Annotated in this window: 19 protein-coding genes; 14 read left to right on the forward strand and 5 right to left on the reverse strand. The window is 35.0% G+C overall.

What is annotated here, in order from left to right:
* The first annotated feature begins 21 nt into the window (after positions 1-21).
* From QLS65_RS08175 to QLS65_RS08190, 4 genes are all read left to right on the forward strand, one after another.
* Positions 22-942, forward strand: a complete 921-nt coding sequence (locus QLS65_RS08175) for a homoserine kinase (RefSeq protein WP_282716594.1) — start codon at positions 22-24, stop codon at positions 940-942.
* 114 nt (positions 943-1,056) lie between these two features.
* Complete coding sequence (gene thrC, locus QLS65_RS08180) at positions 1,057-2,346, forward strand: threonine synthase (protein WP_282716596.1); 1,290 nt, start codon at positions 1,057-1,059, stop codon at positions 2,344-2,346.
* A 272-nt stretch (positions 2,347-2,618) separates the two neighbouring features.
* The gene (locus tag QLS65_RS08185; RefSeq protein ID WP_282716598.1) at positions 2,619-3,617 is read left to right on the forward strand and encodes a hypothetical protein; all 999 of its coding nucleotides are present in this window, start codon (positions 2,619-2,621) and stop codon (positions 3,615-3,617) included.
* Between the two features lie 246 nt (positions 3,618-3,863).
* On the forward strand, positions 3,864-4,349 hold the full coding sequence (locus tag QLS65_RS08190; RefSeq protein WP_282716600.1) for a hypothetical protein: 486 nt from the start codon (positions 3,864-3,866) through the stop codon (positions 4,347-4,349).
* A gap of 135 nt (positions 4,350-4,484) precedes the next feature.
* On the opposite strand, the gene QLS65_RS08195 is transcribed toward QLS65_RS08190, so the two are convergent.
* Positions 4,485-5,003: a nuclear transport factor 2 family protein gene (locus QLS65_RS08195; RefSeq protein WP_282716602.1), complete on the reverse strand. Its 519-nt coding sequence runs from the start codon at positions 5,001-5,003 to the stop codon at positions 4,485-4,487.
* 183 nt (positions 5,004-5,186) lie between these two features.
* On the opposite strand from QLS65_RS08195, the gene QLS65_RS08200 reads away from it, so the two are divergent.
* Positions 5,187-6,113, forward strand: a complete 927-nt coding sequence (locus tag QLS65_RS08200; protein WP_282716604.1) for a helix-turn-helix domain-containing protein — start codon at positions 5,187-5,189, stop codon at positions 6,111-6,113.
* Between the two features lie 154 nt (positions 6,114-6,267).
* Here the strand turns inward: QLS65_RS08200 and QLS65_RS08205 are convergent, their stop codons facing one another.
* The gene (locus QLS65_RS08205) at positions 6,268-6,774 is read right to left on the reverse strand and encodes a lipid-binding SYLF domain-containing protein (RefSeq protein ID WP_233206908.1); all 507 of its coding nucleotides are present in this window, start codon (positions 6,772-6,774) and stop codon (positions 6,268-6,270) included.
* Between the two features lie 218 nt (positions 6,775-6,992).
* Here QLS65_RS08205 and QLS65_RS08210 point away from each other — a divergent pair, with 218 nt between their 5' ends.
* The 4 genes from QLS65_RS08210 to QLS65_RS08225 all read left to right on the forward strand — a co-directional run bounded on the left by QLS65_RS08210 (position 6,993) and on the right by QLS65_RS08225 (position 11,268).
* Positions 6,993-7,502, forward strand: coding sequence for a GNAT family N-acetyltransferase (locus tag QLS65_RS08210; RefSeq protein ID WP_282716607.1), 510 nt, complete (start codon positions 6,993-6,995; stop codon positions 7,500-7,502).
* 119 nt (positions 7,503-7,621) lie between these two features.
* Complete coding sequence (locus QLS65_RS08215; RefSeq protein WP_282712827.1) at positions 7,622-8,125, forward strand: SRPBCC family protein; 504 nt, start codon at positions 7,622-7,624, stop codon at positions 8,123-8,125.
* Positions 8,126-8,414: 289 nt separating this feature from the next.
* The gene (locus QLS65_RS08220) at positions 8,415-9,944 is read left to right on the forward strand and encodes a S10 family peptidase (RefSeq protein WP_282712828.1); all 1,530 of its coding nucleotides are present in this window, start codon (positions 8,415-8,417) and stop codon (positions 9,942-9,944) included.
* A gap of 133 nt (positions 9,945-10,077) precedes the next feature.
* Positions 10,078-11,268 (forward strand): BaiN/RdsA family NAD(P)/FAD-dependent oxidoreductase, encoded by a 1,191-nt coding sequence (locus QLS65_RS08225; protein WP_282716609.1) that lies wholly within the window; start codon positions 10,078-10,080, stop codon positions 11,266-11,268.
* An 82-nt stretch (positions 11,269-11,350) separates the two neighbouring features.
* On the opposite strand, the gene QLS65_RS08230 is transcribed toward QLS65_RS08225, so the two are convergent.
* Together QLS65_RS08230 and QLS65_RS08235 are read right to left on the reverse strand one after the other, a co-directional pair.
* The gene (locus QLS65_RS08230) at positions 11,351-11,734 is read right to left on the reverse strand and encodes a DUF3037 domain-containing protein (RefSeq protein ID WP_282716614.1); all 384 of its coding nucleotides are present in this window, start codon (positions 11,732-11,734) and stop codon (positions 11,351-11,353) included.
* On the reverse strand, positions 11,712-12,506 hold the full coding sequence (locus QLS65_RS08235) for a HipA family kinase (protein WP_282716618.1): 795 nt from the start codon (positions 12,504-12,506) through the stop codon (positions 11,712-11,714). The genes QLS65_RS08230 and QLS65_RS08235 overlap by 23 nt, the downstream gene beginning before the upstream one ends.
* Before the next feature lie 231 nt (positions 12,507-12,737).
* On the opposite strand from QLS65_RS08235, the gene QLS65_RS08240 reads away from it, so the two are divergent.
* Positions 12,738-14,087, forward strand: a complete 1,350-nt coding sequence (locus tag QLS65_RS08240) for a TlpA family protein disulfide reductase (protein ID WP_282716620.1) — start codon at positions 12,738-12,740, stop codon at positions 14,085-14,087.
* A 29-nt stretch (positions 14,088-14,116) separates the two neighbouring features.
* Here the strand turns inward: QLS65_RS08240 and QLS65_RS08245 are convergent, their stop codons facing one another.
* A complete protein-coding gene (locus tag QLS65_RS08245) occupies positions 14,117-14,965 on the reverse strand; it encodes an NAD(P)H-hydrate dehydratase (RefSeq protein ID WP_282716622.1) in 849 nt (282 codons plus the stop codon).
* Positions 14,966-15,265: 300 nt separating this feature from the next.
* On the opposite strand from QLS65_RS08245, the gene gcvT reads away from it, so the two are divergent.
* From gcvT to QLS65_RS08265, 4 genes are all read left to right on the forward strand, one after another.
* Entirely contained in the window at positions 15,266-16,348 is a 1,083-nt protein-coding gene (gcvT, locus tag QLS65_RS08250) for a glycine cleavage system aminomethyltransferase GcvT (protein ID WP_282716624.1), read from the forward strand.
* Positions 16,349-16,354: 6 nt separating this feature from the next.
* A complete protein-coding gene (locus tag QLS65_RS08255; protein ID WP_282716626.1) occupies positions 16,355-18,397 on the forward strand; it encodes a S41 family peptidase in 2,043 nt (680 codons plus the stop codon).
* Between the two features lie 13 nt (positions 18,398-18,410).
* The gene (locus QLS65_RS08260) at positions 18,411-19,445 is read left to right on the forward strand and encodes an LIC11966 family surface protein (RefSeq protein ID WP_282716628.1); all 1,035 of its coding nucleotides are present in this window, start codon (positions 18,411-18,413) and stop codon (positions 19,443-19,445) included.
* Positions 19,446-19,506: 61 nt separating this feature from the next.
* Positions 19,507-20,220 (forward strand): YebC/PmpR family DNA-binding transcriptional regulator, encoded by a 714-nt coding sequence (locus QLS65_RS08265; protein WP_282716630.1) that lies wholly within the window; start codon positions 19,507-19,509, stop codon positions 20,218-20,220.
* Positions 20,221-20,440: the final 220 nt, after the last annotated feature.

The following is a 20,440-nucleotide window of genomic DNA, read 5'->3' on the forward strand; positions in this document are numbered from 1 at the left end:
TTAAACCTGAAACAAAAAATTATGAATGAAATAAAAATATTTTGCCCCGCCACAATCGCCAATCTTTCCTGTGGATTTGATGTCCTTGGGCTTTGTTTAGAAACTGCGGGGGACGAAATGATTATTCGAAAATCAGATATAAAAGGGATTCGCATCACTAAAATTGTGGGCGCCGACTTGCCTTTGGAAACCGAAAAAAATGTTGCGGGAGTTGCGGCTTTGGCGATGTTGGAAGCCATTGAAACCGAATTCGGATTCGAAATCGAAATCTACAAACACATCAAAGCCGGAAGTGGCATTGGAAGCAGTGCCGCAAGTTCAGCCGGTGCTGTTTTTGGAATCAATGAATTATTGGGACGTCCATTTACACGCAAAGAATTAGTTTTATTTGCCATGCAAGGCGAAAAATTAGCCAGTGGAAATGCTCATGCCGATAACGTTGCTCCTGCCCTTTTAGGTGGATTTACGTTGGTGCGAAGTTCAAATCCGTTGGATATTATCAAAATTGAAAGTCCGTCGGAATTGTACGCTACTGTAGTTCATCCTCAAATTGAGTTGAAAACTTCGGATGCGCGTTCGGTATTGAAACAAACTGTTTCCTTAAAAAGTGCTATTACGCAATGGGGAAATGTTGGCGGATTAGTCGCTGGATTGTACACCAAAGATTATGAGTTAATAGGCCGTTCACTTCACGACGAAATCGTAGAACCGTTGCGAAGTGTTTTGATTCCGGGATTTGATTTAATCAAAAAAACAGCGTACGAAAACGGAGCTTTAGGTTCCGGGATTTCGGGTTCAGGTCCTTCTATTTTTGCTTTAAGCAAAGGGGAAGCAACCGCTAATAAAATCGCCAAAGCCATGAGTGCTGTCTACGACGCCATGAATTTACCTTATGAAATTCACGTTTCTAAAGTAAATGATGAAGGGATAAAAATAATTTAAGAATTATGACTAACGATTTTTGACCCGAGCGTCAGCGAACTGGCGTAGCATTTCAGATGTAACTTATGTTGCGAAAAAAAATCAAAAATCGTTAATCTTCAATCAAAAATCATAATGAAATATTACAGTTTAAACCATAACGCACCCAAAGTTTCTTTTCAAGAAGCCGTAATACAAGGATTAGCAACTGATAAAGGATTGTATTTTCCTGAAAGCATTACGCCATTACCACAAGATTTTTTTGATACAATCGAAAATTTAAGCAACGAAGAAATTGCTTTTCAAGCGATTCAACAATTTGTGGGCGACGAAATTCCCGCAGACACTTTAAAACAAATCATTGCCGAAACCTTATGTTTTGATTTCCCTGTGGTCGAAGTCGAAAAAGGCATTTATTCCCTTGAATTGTTTCATGGTCCAACGATGGCTTTTAAGGACGTAGGCGCGCGATTCATGTCGCGTTGTTTGGGTTACTTCAATAAAGACAACAAAGACAGTAAAAACACGGTTCTTGTAGCAACTTCCGGTGATACTGGTGGCGCTGTGGCCAATGGTTTCCTTGGCGTAACAGGCGTTGAAGTGATTATCCTGTATCCATCCGGAAAAGTGAGCGATATTCAGGAACGACAATTGACCACTTTAGGACAAAATATTAAAGCGCTTGAAGTAGACGGCGTTTTTGATGATTGTCAGGATATGGTCAAAAAAGCTTTTCTTGACGAAAGTTTAAAACATAAAAACCTGACTTCGGCAAATTCGATAAATATTGCGCGCTGGTTGCCACAAATGTTTTATTTCTTCTTTGCGTATAAAGCATTAAAGAAACAAAACAAACCATTAGTTTTCTCTTGTCCAAGCGGGAATTTTGGAAATATTTGCGCGGGTATCATTGCTAAAAAAATGGGATTGCCTGTTGAACATTTTGTAGCGGCTACGAATGTGAACGATACAGTTCCAAGATTTTTAGAAAACGGAGTTTACGATCCAAAACCATCCAAAGCGACGATTTCGAATGCGATGGATGTTGGGAATCCAAGTAATTTTATCCGAATTCAGGAAATGTACCAAAACGATTTAGAGCAATTCAAAAACGATTTTTCTTCATTTACATTCTCTGATGCAGAAACTTTAGAAGCCATGAAAACAATTTACAATACCGACGGTTATATTGCAGAACCTCACGGAGCTGTTGGTTATCTCGGATTGAAAAAAGAATTACAAAACCACCCAAATGCGATTGGTATTTTCTTAGAAACCGCGCATCCAATTAAGTTTCTGGATACGGTTGAACCAACATTAAACGTAAAACTTCCTATTCCTGCACAAATTGAAAGCGTTTTAGGAAAAGAAAAAGTGAGTACAAAAATTAAAACGTACGAGGAATTGAAAGCGTTTTTGGCGTAAAAATTAAATATAATTTTTTAAATACAAACCGACTGAGAAGTGATTTTTAGTCGGTTTTTTTTATGGAAAGAATTCCTAATATTTATTTTAAGATTGGATTAGTTTATTTTGAGCGAAATCTTTAAGTTTGATTGAGTAAAAAGCTTTACTCATGACAATATTGGCTGGACTGAAACGATTATATGGCTGAAATAAACGAGTTGTCTACTATAATATCTAAATGCGAATTAAAAAATGCATTTAATTTTTTAAATAATTTATCTTAAATAAATATGAATGGAGTTTATGAAATTTCTATTGACATTAAATCAAATAAATGTTTTCTAGGTATTTGGGAGAGAAAAGAGAATGTCATAAGAAATTTAGGTCAACCGGATTTAGAATATAAAATTGACTCAGCTGATGACATCTGCGAAGCTATCATAGCAACTAACTATTATCCATGTTGTGATAAATCAATCCTGAAGACTGATTTTCAACTAGAATCAATAAAAGTCAATGCAAAAGTCGGATATTATTTTCCTAGAATTTTCAAACCAACTCATACAGCTTATGAAAATGAATTCCACATATTAGAGTGGACTTCTGACAATCGTGGAATAGCAAAAGAATTACAGGAAGCATTTCGGGATAAGAATAAAACTAGACTTGAACTACCTCATGACAAAGTCCATTTGATAAATTCAGTTGAGCAACTAAAAACTCTAATTGAAATGCTAAATAGAATTTTAAGAACTATTCACCCCTGTACAAAGAATTTGAATTCATTTGGATTCGAAACTCGAAATCTAATATTATTGACTTGTACTGAATTTGAATCGCAAATATCAGGTATATTACGTGAAAACAATATTAAAAGTATAGCGGGAAATTATACGACTAAAGATTACGTAAAACTGAAAGACGAATTGTTCCTCAAATCATACTCAGTAAAATTTACAAAATATCCTGAACTACCTGAGTTTAGACCTTTTCAAGATTGGAGCGAAGAAAAGCCTACCGCTTCTCTTTCCTGGTATGAATGTTACAATAAAATTAAACATGATAATGAATATAACTTTGAGAAAGCTTCTTTAAATACACTTCTAAATTCCATTTCAGCTTGTTTTATTATACTTATTGCACAATATGGTGAAAATGAAGAAATAAAAGAAATTACTTCAAGATTTTGGAAAATTACCAGCACAAATATGTTAGGCATGGTCTATAAATACGAGTATATTTCGCCTCAAAAAAATTTGCAATGGAAAAAAATGAATTTAAATATTTAGAATATTACAGTCAGCAACCAACTGTGCGAAGTCCCCGCTAGCACGAGAGTCCCGCTCGTGACCATTAACAAGAGGAAATAAGATATTATGATTCAATATACACAATTTCTCTCTGTTAGATAGATGAAAATATTTTCCATACCCAGAACGCTCAGACATAAAAAAAAACAAAATAAGCTACTGACCTAAAAGGATGTAGCTTATTTTATACCTTGGCACTACAATAAAAACCAAACAAAAAAAACAATGAACACAACAGAGCAAATACCACCGCAGTTAAAGCAATCAAAGTTCAGTATCAAAAATATTTTTTTTCCAGACTACGAAAACTACGAAGGCGTACGCAGAATCAATATTTATGTGATGCGGCTGTTCTTCGCGTTAATGTTTGTTTTTGTTGCCACAGATTCCTGGACCGTTATTCTTACCCATGAAGGGGAATGGGATCCTACAAGAGCTGTTGCTTGGTGCACTTGGGCAGCTTACTCAACGCTGGCGCTTTTAGGGGTGTTCCATACGTTGCGTATGTTACCCATTATGCTTTTTATGATTTTTTACAAAGGACTTTGGCTTATTGTTGTTGCTTATCCTTTATGGTCGGCCGGGACGCTCAAAGGTTCACCAGCCGAAGGAATGGCGTATATGTTCACCGGAATTATTATCCCAATACTTTTTATGCCTTGGAAATATGTATTCAAAAAATACATTTTATTTGAGACGAAAAAGAAATGATTTATTTCGATAGCGCGGAAATGCTATCCCTGTCCACAACAATGAGGCAGTACAACAAAAAACAGAAAAAGCTACATTCCTAAAAGATGTAGCTTTTTTATATCAGACCGTTTTAATATTTTACATAACGTCTTTTTAAGGTTTCATTTCTGTTTTTTCTGTCCATGTAAAATTAGATTGTCTTTTATTGATTAACCAATGACCGTTTTCTTTAACATACTCATCATGGTAGATTACGCCCATTGTGGTTTTCATTTTTTTATTATTTTCAGTTCCAATTAATACTACTTGACAGTATGAAATCCCCGAAGCCTTATTCCCATTTAAAGTAACAGTTTGCTGTCCGTTTATGTGATACACCACATCAAAAAGATTGAGAAAACCAGCAAATGCTTCGCCTATTTGTTTTCTTCCTATAAAAGTTGTGCCAGTCTGACCATTATTTACAGAAGAAACTTCGGCATTTTCAGTGAAAAGCAATACTTGGTTTTTCACATCTTTTACATCAGCTAAAACTGAAAATGTATCTACTATGTTTTTGAGGGCAATTCTGTCTTCAATTGCTGCAATTTTTTTGTTATCGTTGTTCATTTTTTGTGCGTTTACTGATAAACAAAGAGTCATTAAAGCGAATGCTAAAATAATTTTTTTCATCTTGATTTTGTTTTGATTGTTATACTAATTAATTCTTATTTCTTGAAGTGCAAAGCTACTGGCACTTTATCCAAAAATTATTACCCGTATTACAGAATGACATACCATTATTACAGAATAGATGCAACCATAGCCGACACATCCAATAGTTTTAATAAATTTGTACTAGATAATTAGAACAATATGAAGCTAATAGCCCACATAGCAACAATAAGTGAGTATAATGATAAGATCGATATTGAAACATTACATCCTTTGGTTAGTTTTATTGATTTTTCAAATGTAGAACCTCAGAAAAGAGAAAGAGAATCGGCAGAAGCAGTAAGCTTCGGCTTCTATTCCATTTTTCTAAAAGAGGACACCAATTGCGAAATAAAATATGGACGAAATAGTTATGATTATCAGCAGGGAACTTTAGTGTTTATTGCCCCACATCAAATAGTGAGCATTATAGAAGATGGCGAAAACTATCAGCCAACTGGTTATGCCCTTTTATTTCATCCTGATTTGATAAAAGGAACTTCATTAGGACAACATATTAGAGAATACCAGTTTTTCTCCTATGATGTACACGAAGCCTTGCACCTTTCAAAACAAGAAAAAAAATTGATACAGGAATGTTTCAAGAAAATAGTTTTTGAACTCAAACAATCGATAGACAAGCATAGTAAAAAAATATTGGTATCAAATATTGAATTGTTTCTGGACTATTGCACTCGTTTTTACGACCGCCAATTTATTACTCGTGAGCATGCTAATACTGGTGTTGTAGAAAAATTTGACATATTGTTAAATGATTATTTTCAATCTGAAAACCCGCAAGCAATTGGTATAGCTACGGTGGCATTTTTTGCCAACGAATTGAATTTATCTGCAAACTATTTTGGAGACCTTATCAAAAAAGAAACTGGTAAATCGGCTTTGGAATATATCCATTTAAAAATAATTGAGACAGCTAAAGAGCTGTTGTTTGACACTGGGAAATCGGTAAGCGAAATAGCCTATGAATTAGGTTACAAATATCCTCAACATTTTACACGCTTGTTTAAGCAACAAGTTGGTTATTCACCTAATGAATACCGATTTTTAAATTTAGACATTTCACAGTAATCCTCCGTTATTAAATATGTATTCTCTTTACGTTAAGGAATAATCTACATTATTTATCATTCTGACGAAGGAGTAATCTCAACAAGCATTAGCAACAAACAAAGATTCCGCCTTCGTCAGAATGACAAATAAACTTACATTTATAAAAAGAACGTTACAAGTTATTAAACTTAAACTTCTGTCCGCCAATCGATGCCTCGTACATGAGTCCGCCCTTTTGCATGGTGAACACCATCACGCCATCGGTATATTTTACATTCGCCGAAGCGCCTTCAGTTACGGCTACCGCTGAGGCTTGTGCGGAAAACTCGAATCGGCTTTCTTTAAACCGATTCATTTCGTTTTTTGTTTCAAAAAATATCACCTCCCGATAGGCTTGTCCGCCAGCCTGAAATCCTATGCTCAATTGCGTTAATTTTGCCATTCCTATTCGCTTGTTCTGCTCATAGACCACGCCGTTACCGGCTGCTCCTCCAACACCGATTCCTCCCTTTCCAACATTAGGGAAAATAACATAACCGTAGGCTTTATCAAAAAGTGCTTTCATCAACGGGTCACTTTTAATGAACTCCGCTTTTGCTGTTTTGCTGTCAGCAATAATTTTATTCTTTTTAGCGGTTGATTGCCCCAATACAGGCGCTATGTTTAGTACACAAGCCATCAGTATTACCCAAAAAATATTTAAATTTTTCATAATTGTATGTATTAAATTGTTGTACAGTTTCTTTTCTCAAAGGTAAAAAAAAATTCTTGCTTAATAGTTAAACATACTGATTATCAATATTATATAATTATTTTATTAAAAAAAACGAGTGATTAATCCCTTTTTTCTACCTTTGAAAAACATAAAGCAATAACCCTAGAATAGAAGTATTTTCCATGATTACAAAAGCAACAATAGAAGACGTTTCCTTATTAAATACATTAATTAATTCAGCCTATCGCGGCGAATCTTCTAAAAAAGGATGGACCACTGAAGCGAACATTTTAGAAGGACTCAGAACCACTGAAAAAGAACTAATAGAAACGATTCAAAACCCAAAAAATACGATTCTGAAATTTACAGAGAATGACCAGATTATAGGTTGCGTATTGTTGGTTGAAAAAGAGCAACAATTGTATTTAGGAATGCTGACGGTTTCGCCAGAATTGCAAAATAGTGGCGTTGGAAAAAAATTATTGCAACAAGCTGAAATTCATGCTTCGGCAATGGGACTACCAAAAATTGTAATGACAGTAATAGCTGTTCGGGAAGAATTAATTGCTTGGTACAAACGCAACGGTTATGTGGATACGGGAGCAAGAGAACCATTTCCGGCAAGCGATGTTCATATTCCGATTTCGGAACAGCCATTGGAATTTATTGTCTTGGAGAAAAGTATTGGATAATTTTTTACCAAGATATAGTGCCTAACGGCACAAAAAGAGCTTTCGAGACTTAATTCGCATTGTATAGGAATTAGATATTTATTTAGAACTAGTAATAATCAATCTTAAATCGAAATAAAATGGCAACTAATAGCAAAACACTTGTTGTAAAAGATTTAGAAGAAAAAACAATTCTGGTTTCCAGAACATTCACTGCGCCACTTGAAAAAGTCTGGCGTGCGTATACTGAAAGTGAATTATTGGAACAATGGTGGGCACCAAAACCTTGGAAAGCCGAAACCAAATCGATGGACTTTTCTGTTGGCGGTTATTGGTTGTACGCAATGGTGGGTCCCGAAAATGAAAAACATTGGGGACGAATGGATTATACAGCCATAACACCACATTTAAGTTTTGAAATTAAAGATAGTTTTTGTGACGAAGAGGGAACTGTAAACACTTCGTTGCCGGTTGCTACAGGAACTATTGTTTTTACGACAACAGAATCCGGTACTTTGGTTGAATTCAAAATGTTTTATTCTAATGAAAAAGAGATTGAAACCATGATTGAAATGGGCTTTGAACAAGGTATTACGGCTTGTTTGGAACAATTGGAAGCTTTATTTCAAGAAAATAAAATCTAGCGATTACCAAAGATTCTATCTATTGTCGGGCGGCTCGCGTAAGGGATTGCGGCGGCATCCTTTATTTTTTTTCTTTAAAAAAATAAAGATAGAGCCAAAAGCCCGACCCCAAAGCGTAGTTGTGGGAATGGAAAAGAGAATTTTGTGCTTTGGGGTTACGCCCAAATAAGGTTTCATGGTTTGGAAATTACTATGCTGCTTTTTGTCACTCTATTAAAAAGCAATATATTAGTGCTGTCAAAATTATATCCGAAAAACGGTATTGAAATACCCCAAACCAATCTCTTTTATGAAAAAAACAGTACTATCCTTGCTCTTCGTTGGATTTTTTACCGCTTTGCATGCCCAGCCTTCAAAAACACCCACAACTCCTACCGCGCCAAAAGAAGAAAGTTCAGCCGCAAATCTTACTTTCAATCCGGATTCGCAAGTGGTGACGGAACATACTACAACTATCAAAGGTCAAAAAGTGCCTTACAAAGCCACCACTGGTACGATGCCGGTTTGGGATGAAGACGGAAAAGCTATAGCCGGTTTATTTTATACGTATTACGAACGCTCCGATGTAAAGGATCGTGCCGCACGTCCTTTGGTTATCTCATTTAATGGAGGTCCAGGTTCGGCTTCGGTATGGATGCAGATTGCCTATACGGGTCCAAGTTTAATCAATATTGATGACGAAGGCTATCCGTTACAGCCTTATGGAATCAAGGAAAATCCATATTCGATCTTGGATGTTGCCGATATTGTTTTTGTAAATCCGGTCAATACCGCGTATTCAAGAGCAACGAGCAAAGAAATACCAACTACTAAATTCTTTGGTGTAAATGCCGACATTAAATACCTCGCCGATTGGATAAATGGATTTGTATCCAGAACCAATCGTTGGGCTTCGCCAAAATATTTGATTGGTGAAAGCTACGGTACCACACGCGTTTCGGGATTGGCGCTAGAATTGCAAAACAGCGAGTGGATGTATCTGAACGGTGTTATTCTAGTATCGCCAACTGAATTGGGAATCACTCGCGGAGTAGCTTCTGAAGCCGCACTAAAACTGCCTTATTTTGCTGCTACGGCTTGGTATCACAAAATGCTGCCTTCTGATTTACAGAACAAAGATTTAACCGCCATGTTACCAGAAGTGGAAGACTTCACCATCAATGAGCTGCTACCCGCAATGAGCAAAGGAGGCGCATTAGACGAACAAAAAAGAAAAGAAATGGCCGCTAAAATAGCACGATATTCCGGACTTTCGGAAAAAGTGGTTTTGCAAAATAATTTAGACGTACCGTATGATTATTTCTGGAAAGAATTATTGCGCGATCAAGGTTTTACCGTTGGAAGATTAGATTCCCGCTACAAAGGAATTGACCGTAAAGCGGCTGGTGACGGACCTGATTTTAATGCCGAACTTACTTCGTGGCTCCACTCCTTTACTCCTGCCATCAATATGTACTTGCGTAATAATCTAAACTACAAAACCGATTTTAAATACAATATGTTTGGTTCTGTGAGACCTTGGGATGATTCCAATGATAAAACCGGAGAAAACCTGCGTCAAGCCATGGCACAAAATCCATATTTGCATGTTATGGTTCAGTCTGGGTATTATGACGGAGCCTGCGATTATTTCAACTCCAAATACAACATGTGGCAAATGGACCCAAGCGGAAGGCTAAAAGACAGAATGTCTTGGAAAGGATATAGAAGCGGTCACATGATGTACTTAAGAAAAGTAGATTTGGAAACTGCCAACGAAGATATTAGACAATTTATAAAACAATCCTTGCCTAAAGCCGGAGAATCGGCGAAATATTAGGTTTAGTATTATTTTTATAAAAAAGGCTGTTCAAAATGATTTTGGACAGCCTTTTTTTTGCCTTACTAATACAATAGCTAATATAAAACCTCATATCAAGGTTAATGGGTAAAACAAACCGTATTTTTGCAGCGTGAAGAAATCAGTTTCAATTATTGGAGGAGGACCCGCAGCACTTATACTCGCTGCATTGCTGGATTGCAAGAAATTTACCGTTACCATCTACGAGAAAAATAAAACACTAGGAAGGAAATTTCTGGTAGCGGGAAAAGGAGGATTTAACCTTACCCATTCGGAACCAATAGCTGAATTGATTGCGCGCTATACGCCACCCCATTTTCTGGAAAAAGCACTCCTTGATTTTGACAACGACGATTTTCGGAAATGGATTCATTCTATCGGTATTCCAACCTACATCGGCAGCAGCAAACGCATATATCCTGAAAGTGGCATCAAACCCATAACTGTGCTCAACGCAATACTTGATGTTTTGACTAAACAAGGTGTTGCTATTCAATACCAACATACTTGGAAAGGTTGGACCAGCGACGATGCCATTATTTTCAATACGGATACAGCAATACAATCAGATTATACCATTTTTGCCTTGGGCGGTGGGAGCTGGAAAGTAACCGGTTCAGATGGCACTTGGCTTGACTTGTTCGAAAAGCAAGATATTGCTATTGTTCCTTTTCAATCATCCAATTGTGCGTATCGTGTGAACTGGCCGGAAGATTTTATTTTGGAACATGAAGGCAGTCCGCTTAAAAATATAGCCATAAGCTGTTTGAATAAAAGACAAAAAGGCGAAGCGGTAATCACACGTTTCGGTTTAGAAGGGAATGCGATTTATGCCCTGAGTCCACAGATTAGAAAGGAATTGGAAAGCCAATACAAGGCAACAATTTTTCTGGATATGAAACCAACGTTACGGTATGATGATTTGCTCGAAAAGATTAGAAAATCAACTTTTAAAAAGACGAGCGAAACACTACAAAAAGAAGTTAAATTGAGTGCTGCGCAGATTGGTCTTTTGAAAAAATACCTTTCGAAAGAAACCTACCTAAATCGGGAATTATTAGCACAAAACATTAAAAAACTGAGTATCGAAATCACCGGCTCTGCCCTATTGAACGATGCAATATCCACAACAGGCGGTATTCAACTGAATGCTGTGGATGAAAATTTTCAATTTAAAAACAAGAAAAGTCATTATTGTATTGGCGAAATGCTGGACTGGGATGCACCCACCGGCGGCTATCTTCTTCAGGCTTGCTTTAGTATGGGCATGCATCTTGCACGTCACCTGAATAGCATTTCTTAATTTTTAATGTTCTAATGTTGACTATAAAAAAGTATTTTGTTTGCGAAATGACTTTCCAACAGTTTTTCCTTTTCAAATTTATTTACAATACCATTTCTTCAAACAAGCGTTGCGTTGTTTGTTCCAAATCATCACACAATCCCGGATGCGGTCTTGAGGTTTGAATAGCTGAACTGCGAAGTGCTGTTAACCACCGGAAACGTGATGGAATATCAAATTGTCCTATTGGTCCTCCTGATTTTTCGCCATGCGCCACTTTCTCGAATGCCTGTAAATTTAAATGCAATTGTTCCAAATCTAAATCGGCTGAAAATAGTTGCAATTTGGCTTCGTTCATCGAGCAAAGCACTTTTATAAACTTCGCTTTTTTACAAAAGAGAATAATACCCACATTGAGGAATTCTTCGCGTTCTACCCTTGGCACAACCCGGATTACGGCATACTCATATAAGTGCTTCTCTTGCATTTTGTGCTTCGTTTATAAAAATTTCGGAATGATTCAAACGTATGGATAAAAACTGGAAATAGACTTCTCGAATGGCTTCCGGAGTTTCATCGGTATCTTCCCATTGCAACCAATCCTCCGGAATCAGATTCACAATATTTTGTAATACATCGTCTGTCAATATTTTTTTGAATATCACATCAGTTTCTGGCAACAAGGAAGCCTGAGGCAACAATACATGGTCTTTTATCAATGCAAAAGGGCTTTGTGCATGCTTTTCCCAATTGGTCCACGAATGATGAAAATAAAGACTGGCACCGTGATCGATCAACCACAATTCCTTATGCCAAATCAACATGTTGGTGTTTCTAAACGTTCTGTCGACATTGGTGATAAAAGCATCTAACCAAACAATTTGGGACGCTAATTTTGGATCAACCAAAGTGACAACAGGATCAAAATTTATGGCTCCCGATAAATAATGCAACGCCAAATTAAGTCCTTGACTGCCTTGAAGTAAATCTTGAATTTCTTCATCGCCTTCGGAACGCCCAAAGGCTTCGTCGAGATTTGCGAAAACGAGTTCTGGCATTTTTAGGTTTAAAACACGGGAAATTTCTCCTCCGATTAATTCGGCAATCAAGGCTTTTACACCGTGTCCGGCACCTTTGAATTTCAATACATATTTAAAATCATCATCGGCTTCAGCGAGCGCAGGTAAAGAACCGCCTTCCCGCAAAGGAGTGATGTATCGCGTAACATTTACGGTTCTAAGATGGGGTGTTTTTTCCATAATCGAATTGGATAAAGCAATTTTGCTTGGATACAAACTTACAAATAAGTAGGATAAAATTCATTTGTGAGCGCTATTTACTCCAATTTTTCTAAACTCAAAAAAGCTTTCCCAATATTTGCGTCAAAATTTATAATAACAAACAATATCTTTTATTTTATAATCTGAAAATTAAGCAATAATTTTTATAAGAAATAGTTTATATTTGAATTACTTTATAAATAACCAAATATGAAAAAAACTATTTATCTATTGCTAATTATAGTTTTAGCCTCGTTTACAACTTCAAAAGAGCTAATAACAATTTCGGGAAAAATTACAAATACAGAGAATGGGACAATCAGTATTAAAGGACAATCATTTGAAAAAGAAATCAAATTAAATGCTGATGGTAGTTTTTCGGAGAACATAAGCATAGCTTATGATGGAATTTACACCCTTGAAACTAGCAAAAACAGCCTACCAATCTATTTGTCAAAAGAGACAAAACTAATGCTGATAGCTGATGATAAAGTCTTTAATGCAAGTATAAAATATAAAGGCATACGAAGTGTTGAGAATGAATATATAGCTAAAAAATCAAATATAATCTCTCAAATTTCAGATGAAGAATTGTATAAATTAGATGAAATGGAGTTCCTGAATAAAGTAAATGAAATTAAAACTTCTATTTCAGCCTTGTACAATAAAACTAAATTTACTAATGACTATTTCAAAGAAAAAGAGGTTGCTAATATTAATTATTTAGAGCAAAAACACTTCTTGTTTTATGAAAATTATCATAATTTCTATGCTCACTTAAAAGGATTTCAAGTTTCAGATAAATTTCCAAAATTTGATAAAAAAATAGATTTAGATAATGATGCTGATTTTTTATTTTCCCGTGAGTATCAAAAATTAGCTGTGTTGAAATTCTTTAATAATATAAAATTTGACGGAACTGATATTGATTTTATTATTGCTAAAATCAATGGTATTAAAGCTATTAAAAGTCAAAACCTTAAAAATTTAATAATTCAGAATTCCATTTATGACGTAAATGTTGATTATGCCAATTATGAAAAAATATACCAAGAATATCTTTCAAACACAAATAATCAAAAATTAAAAGAAAGTCTTACTTCAATTTATAATAATATAATAGCGACACAATCGTATAAAGCATCTCCACAATTTGATTACGAAAACCAAAAAGGAGGAAGAACATCTTTAGAAAGTCTAAAAGGAAAATATGTTTACATTGATGTTTGGGCAACGTGGTGTGGTCCTTGTCTTAAGGAAGTACCATCCTTGAAAAAAGTGGAAGAACAATACCAAGGTAAAAATATTCAGTTTGTTAGCATTTCAGTTGATAACATTAAAGACCGACAAAAATGGAGCAATCTGGTAAACACAAAACAATTGGGAGGAATTCAATTATTAGCAGATATGGACTTCAATTCCGAATTTATTAAAGGATATGGTATCAAGGAAATTCCCAGATTCATTCTTATTGATCCAAATGGAAATATTGTAAATTTCGACGCTCCCAGACCCTCAGATATCAAACTGATTGATTTATTAAACAGTTTGCAACTATAATTCCGAAAGCCCTTTAGTAAGGGCTTTTTTTATACTGTAATACTCAAAAAGGCTTTCCCAATATTTGCAATAACATCTGAAGCGATAAAAGATTGATATCCGGTTTCGGGTAATGCAATATCGGCAGTTAATCCGTGAAGATACACTCCAAGAATTGCTGCACTAATGGGTTCGTAAGATTGTGCCAATAAACTGGTAATCATTCCCGTTAAAACATCGCCACTTCCTGCGGTTGCCAAAGCGGCATTTCCAGTAGTATTTTCATAAACAGTTTCTCCATCTATGATTTGGGTTGGTGCGCCTTTCATTACGATTATTACTTGGTGTTGTTTTGAAAAAGAGATTGTGTTATTGATTTTTTCTTCTTCGGAATACCATTTTCCTATCAATCGTTCCAGTTCTTTGGGATGTGGTGTTAGGATGGTTTTGGGCGGCACTAAAGAAAGCCATTCTTTGTTTTGGGATAAAATATTCAACGCATCGGCATCGATTACTAAAGACGTTTTATTCGTTTTTAAAAACTGATGCAATGCCTTTTGAGTTTCTATTTTCTGACCTAAACCGGGACCAATTCCTATAGCTTGTGGTGCAATTTCGAAAGTGATATTAGAAATTTTTTCCTCTTGAATATCTGTAAGAACCATAACTTCGGGAATGGCGGTTTGCAGAATTGTGTAGCCACATTTCGGAATAAAAACGGTGACTAATCCGCAACCGGTTTTCAAACAAGCTTTGGCAGACAAACTTACTGCTCCTATTTTTCCATAACTTCCGCCAATGATTAAAGCATGTCCCTGAATTCCTTTGTGAGTATGCTTACCTGGCTGTTTGTATCGTTTCTGGATTTCTTTTTGGTTGATGTAAATGGGATTCGTCATTGAAATTTGTTTGTTTAAAATTACGAATTTAATAGGAAACAAATTCGTTAATTGAATCGAAATTCCCTAGCCCTGATAGCAGCGGCATCCTTTAATTAAAGCTTCTAGCCTTTTGAAGGCTGGAAGCTTTAATTAAAGATAGAGCGAATAGCAGGAATTAGCTCCTAAAAAAATGACTATAAATCCTACAGCACGAATTATTCCGAAAACGTTTGAAACTTTAAACTTTGCTTCGCTCCGCCTTTGTCACCCGAAATAAAATCAATAAATTAGCGACTTCAAATTTTATATTAAAACACAATGAAAAATACTGCGCTTACGCACATACACGAGAGTTTGGGAGCAAAAATGCTTCCGTTTGCCGGATACAATATGCCTATTTTATATGAAGGTGTGAATGCAGAACATGAAACGGTACGTAATGCCGTGGGTGTTTTTGACGTTTCTCACATGGGCGAATTCTTGCTTACGGGTCCAAATGCATTGGCTTTAATTCAAAAAGTGACTTCGAATGATGCTTCAACTTTGACAATAGGAAGAGCACAATATTCTTGTTTACCGAACAATGACGGTGGAATTGTAGACGATTTGATTGTTTATAAAATGAAAGACGAGCAATATTTATTAGTGGTAAATGCTTCGAATATTGACAAGGATTGGGATTGGATTTCGGCTCATAATGATTTGGGTGTAGAGATGAGAAACCTATCTGATGATTATTCATTATTGGCGATTCAAGGACCAAAAGCGGTTGAAGCGATGCAATCATTATCGTCAAAGGATTTATCTGCGATTCCGTATTACCATTTTGAAGTGGGTGATTTTGCCGGTATCGAAAACGTAATTATTTCGGCCACAGGATATACGGGTTCTGGAGGTTTTGAGATTTATTGTAAAAATTCAGAAGTAGAACAAATTTGGAATAAAGTTTTTGAAGCGGGTGCCCCTTTTGGCATCAAGCCAATTGGTCTTGCGGCTCGTGATACATTGCGATTAGAAATGGGTTTCTGTTTGTACGGAAATGACATCAACGATACGACTTCACCACTGGAAGCTGGTTTGGGATGGATTACGAAGTTCACTAAAGAATTCACGAATTCAGAAAATCTAAAAAAACAAAAAGAAGCCGGAGTTACTAAAAAATTAGTCGCTTTTGAAATGCAAGAACGTGCAGTGCCAAGACATGATTACGAAATTGTGGATGCTTCAGGAAAAGTAATCGGAATTGTAACTTCGGGAACAATGTCTCCATCCATGAACAAAGGAATTGGTTTGGGTTATGTAACTGTTGAAAATAGTGCTTTGGAAAGTGACATTTTTATAAGAATCCGTAAAAATGATGTTCCTGCAAAAGTGGTGAAATTACCTTTTTACAAGAAATAATAATAAATGAAGAAACTTTCACTTGTATTGTTGCTGACTACATTTTCACTTTTGGGTCAAAATGATGCAAAAACTTGTGAAACACTTTCTAAAATAAATGCGTTAATACAACGTGAACATTACCAACCAAAACCGGTAGACGACAGTTTATCGGTTTTTGTTTTTGATAGTTTTTTGGATGTTTTGGACTCTAACCGAAACTTGTTTACCAAGATTGAATATCAAAAACTATGTGAGCATAGACTTCAACTGGACAATTATATCTTACAGAATAATTGTTCTTTTATGAGTGATTTTGTTGCTGTTTATAAATTGGCTTTAGTCCGAAAAAAGAAAATTTTAGAAAAGATACAACAGGAGACTTTTGATTACAATACGAATGACTCCGTTAAATTTTCGAAGAAAAACTTCCCTTTTGATTTGGTTTTAACGGATATCGAAAGAGTTTGGAGAAAGAGAATTAAGTATGATATTCTGGAAGACATTTCTAAATTGAGTTCGAATTTAGATTCACTGACGCAGAATTTTTCAAAGCTCGAAAAAACTTCTAAAGCAAAAATATTTGACACCAACTTATGCAAAGTAAATAGTATTCTTGGAGACACTAACAGATTAGAAAATGACCTTCAAAATAATTTTTTGAATATTTTTTGCACCTATTTTGATCCTCATTCCAATTATTTTTCAATGGATGCTAAATCCAGTTTTATGTCGGGTTTATCAACGAGTAATCTTTCATTGGGATTAAATATTGGATTTAATGAAAAAGAAGAAATTATCATCGAAGAAATTGTCCCCGGTGGTCCAGCGGCCAAAACGGATAAGTTTGAAAAAGACGATGTAATCCTGAAAGTATCTAATACCAAAGGAGATGCATATTCTGTTTCCTGTTCTTCCATAGAAAAAATTGGAGAATTAATTTTTTCTGATTCGAATATAGAAATTGAGTTGACCATTCAGAAAAAAAATGGAACAGTACAATCTGTACGCCTGAGAAAGCAAGTAATGAAAGCCACTGAAAATGCTGTTTTCAGTTATATTGCCGAAGCGGAAACTAAAATTGGGTACATCAATATTCCTAGTTTTTATTCTAATTTCGATGGATATTCTATTCAAGGTTGCGCTGATGATGTTGCCAAAGAAATTGTGAAACTTCAAAAAGACAATGTTGAAGGTTTAGTAATCGATCTTCAAGACAATGGCGGTGGATCAATGGAAGAAGCCATTAAATTAGCCGGAATGTTTTTAGATATTGGTCCAGTATCTGTTTTGGTAAATAATAAAAATAAGCAAACCATTTTAAAAGACGGGAATCGTGGCAGCGCATACAATGGTCCAATTGTGCTATTAATCAACGGAAATTCAGCATCGGCAAGCGAATTTTTTGCGGCCTCAATGCAGGATTATAACCGGGCAATCATCATTGGCAGTACATCGTTAGGCAAGGCTTCCATGCAAACTATTCTACCATTGGACGAAAACAATCAACAGGGTTTTGTAAAACTAACTATTGAAAAATTCTACAGAATTACCGGTGACAGCCACCAGATAAAAGGGATTGTTCCAGATATTGCTGTACCAGTTTTATTTGACAGCATCATTCAGCGAGAAATTAGTTTTAAAACTGCTTTGAAATATGATATGATTACCACAAAAGCAAGATTTAATCCGTTTTCAAAAACCTATTTCCCCAAAATAGTCGAATTAAGTAATTCAAGAGTGAAAAATGCCTCTCGTTTCAATGAAATTAGTTTGGCCAACAAGCAGATAAATGCACTTTATAACAATCCCAAAAAACCGACTCGCTTAGTTTTTAAAGATGTATTCAATGATATTCATGAAATTGATTCGCTTTGGAAAAAAGTCAAAAAAATTGTGGAAAGCGAAAGTAACAGTACCATTTCGAATAATTCCTTTGATTTGGAGCAATTAAAATTTGATGTTTTTCAACAAGATATTAATCGCTATAAAATCAAAGAGGTAAAAAACAATCCTTATTTAGAAGAAGCAATTGCTATAATAAACGATTATAAGAATTTAAATAAATAACCAACCAAAAAAAATGAAACTAACCTTTACTTTGTTCCTCTTTTTAATTATAATTACCTTTTCTAATGCGCAAGAATTCAAAACTCCTGTTGACTATTTGAATTACATTGGCAAAGAAACTGATGCTATTTCTCGAACAACATGGAAATACACTTCGGCAGTTGCACATAGTAAAAATGCCCGAAGAATTGATGTAACGCGTAAAACATTGGTAAAAAGTATCCAAAATGCCACTAAAAAAATAGAAGCTTTAAAAGATGGGTATAAAGGTGATGTTGAATATAAAGACCAACTACTAGCTTATTTATCAATTTCTGAAAAACAAATCAATCAGGAATATGAAAAAATCATAAACATGCAGGAAGTGGCGGAACAATCCTATGATTTTATGGAAGCTTTTATTTTGGCAAGAGACTTGGTCAATACTAAAATCAATGAAGAAGTGGATAAATTGAATGCCAACCAAAAAATATTTGCAACTAAATATGGCATCCAAATTGGAGAAGATAAAAGTGAATTGGGTAAAAAAATGAAAATCTCCAATGAAGTTTTTGAAAATCATACCCAATTATTTCTGATTTTTTTCAAAGTAAATTTCACAGAATCTCTTTTGATGAATGCTATTGCTGAAAACAATTTGAATGCTATTCAACAAAACAGTAATGCATTAGAACAATATTCGAATGAGGGTTTGGATAAACTAAAAACATTTAAAGCCTACAATAATGATTTAATACTGGTAAATGCTACCAAAAAAGTATTGGAATTCAGTAAAAAAGAAGCGTTAGAATTTAGTCCTAAAGTAGTTGCTTTTATGATGCTCAATCAGAAATTTCAAAAGACTAAAAAAATAATGGATAACAAATCAGTCGCTTCCAGATCAAAGGAAGAAGTGGATAATTTCAATAAATTGGTAAACGAGTTGAATAAAGAAGTTGGTAATTATAATGCTAACAATAATAAATTCAATTCAGAGCGTGCAAATACAATCAATTTTTGGAATGTAACCGGTGATACTTTTATTTCAAAGCACGTGCCAATTGATTAATAAAAATTTTTGAAAAAATAACTAATAACTGTATTTTTGCAGTTCAAAATAAAAAATAGAAATGGGAAGAGCGTTTGAGTTTAGAAAAGGTAGAAAAATGAAACGTTGGTCAGCAATGGCCAAAGCATTTACCAGAATTGGTAAAGATATTGTAATGGCCGTAAAGGAAGGCGGACCAAATCCTGAAGCCAATTCAAGATTAAGAGCCGTAATCCAGAATTCAAAGGCAGTAAATATGCCAAAAGAAAATGTAGAACGTGCCATTAAAAAAGCTACTGATAAAGACACCGCCAACTATAAAGAAGTTTTATTTGAAGGATATGCGCCTCATGGAATTGCAATTCTAGTTGAAACAGCTACAGATAATAATAACAGAACTGTTGCTAATGTTAGAAGTTATTTTAACAAATGCAATGGAACTATGGGAACTCAAGGTTCTGTTGAATTTATGTTTGATCACACGTGTAATTTCAGAATTCCGGCAAACGGAATCGACCCTGAAGAATTAGAATTAGAATTAATCGATTTTGGTGCTGAAGAGATTTTTGAAGATGACGATGGTATTTTAATATATGCTCCTTTTGGCAGTTTTGGAACCATTCAAAAAGAATTAGAAAATAGAGGACTTGAAATTCTTTCTTCCGGATTTGAAAGAATCCCTCAAATCACCAAAAAACTTATAGAAGCTGAAGTCGCTGATGTAGAAAAACTAATTGAAAAATTAGAGGAGGATGATGATGTGATGAACGTATATCATACTATGGAAGAGGAATAGATTTTGATACAATTATACTTTAAACTCTAGCTTTGGCTAGAGTTTTTTTGTTTCACAATTTATGAACTAACAATATTACCTCTGTGATTTATCCTTTAAAGTATTCTTTGAGTTATTTATTAAAATCGGCTGAAAACATAGTTTTAAAACAAACCAAATAGTTTCTTGGAATTATATGCTTCCCTAAGAATTTTACCTTTTTCTGAAATTTTCAAGCAAT

This window comes from Flavobacterium algoritolerans (assembly GCF_030010385.1).
In the GTDB taxonomy this organism is placed as follows: Bacteria; Bacteroidota; Bacteroidia; order Flavobacteriales; family Flavobacteriaceae; genus Flavobacterium; species Flavobacterium algoritolerans.

What these genes read in the sequence shown, in the direction of transcription:
- QLS65_RS08175 (WP_282716594.1), top strand. Translation starts at nt 22, where the DNA reads ATGAATGAAATAAAAATATTTTGCCCCGCCACAATCGCCAATCTTTCC.
- thrC (WP_282716596.1), top strand. Translation starts at nt 1,057, where the DNA reads ATGAAATATTACAGTTTAAACCATAACGCACCCAAAGTTTCTTTTCAA.
- QLS65_RS08185 (WP_282716598.1), top strand. Translation starts at nt 2,619, where the DNA reads ATGAATGGAGTTTATGAAATTTCTATTGACATTAAATCAAATAAATGT.
- QLS65_RS08190 (WP_282716600.1), top strand. Translation starts at nt 3,864, where the DNA reads ATGAACACAACAGAGCAAATACCACCGCAGTTAAAGCAATCAAAGTTC.
- QLS65_RS08195 (WP_282716602.1), bottom strand. Translation starts at nt 5,003, where the DNA reads ATGAAAAAAATTATTTTAGCATTCGCTTTAATGACTCTTTGTTTATCA.
- QLS65_RS08200 (WP_282716604.1), top strand. Translation starts at nt 5,187, where the DNA reads ATGAAGCTAATAGCCCACATAGCAACAATAAGTGAGTATAATGATAAG.
- QLS65_RS08205 (WP_233206908.1), bottom strand. Translation starts at nt 6,774, where the DNA reads ATGGCTTGTGTACTAAACATAGCGCCTGTATTGGGGCAATCAACCGCT.
- QLS65_RS08210 (WP_282716607.1), top strand. Translation starts at nt 6,993, where the DNA reads ATGATTACAAAAGCAACAATAGAAGACGTTTCCTTATTAAATACATTA.
- QLS65_RS08215 (WP_282712827.1), top strand. Translation starts at nt 7,622, where the DNA reads ATGGCAACTAATAGCAAAACACTTGTTGTAAAAGATTTAGAAGAAAAA.
- QLS65_RS08220 (WP_282712828.1), top strand. Translation starts at nt 8,415, where the DNA reads ATGAAAAAAACAGTACTATCCTTGCTCTTCGTTGGATTTTTTACCGCT.
- QLS65_RS08230 (WP_282716614.1), bottom strand. Translation starts at nt 11,734, where the DNA reads ATGCAAGAGAAGCACTTATATGAGTATGCCGTAATCCGGGTTGTGCCA.
- QLS65_RS08235 (WP_282716618.1), bottom strand. Translation starts at nt 12,506, where the DNA reads ATGGAAAAAACACCCCATCTTAGAACCGTAAATGTTACGCGATACATC.
- QLS65_RS08240 (WP_282716620.1), top strand. Translation starts at nt 12,738, where the DNA reads ATGAAAAAAACTATTTATCTATTGCTAATTATAGTTTTAGCCTCGTTT.
- QLS65_RS08245 (WP_282716622.1), bottom strand. Translation starts at nt 14,965, where the DNA reads ATGACGAATCCCATTTACATCAACCAAAAAGAAATCCAGAAACGATAC.
- gcvT (WP_282716624.1), top strand. Translation starts at nt 15,266, where the DNA reads ATGAAAAATACTGCGCTTACGCACATACACGAGAGTTTGGGAGCAAAA.
- QLS65_RS08255 (WP_282716626.1), top strand. Translation starts at nt 16,355, where the DNA reads ATGAAGAAACTTTCACTTGTATTGTTGCTGACTACATTTTCACTTTTG.
- QLS65_RS08260 (WP_282716628.1), top strand. Translation starts at nt 18,411, where the DNA reads ATGAAACTAACCTTTACTTTGTTCCTCTTTTTAATTATAATTACCTTT.
- QLS65_RS08265 (WP_282716630.1), top strand. Translation starts at nt 19,507, where the DNA reads ATGGGAAGAGCGTTTGAGTTTAGAAAAGGTAGAAAAATGAAACGTTGG.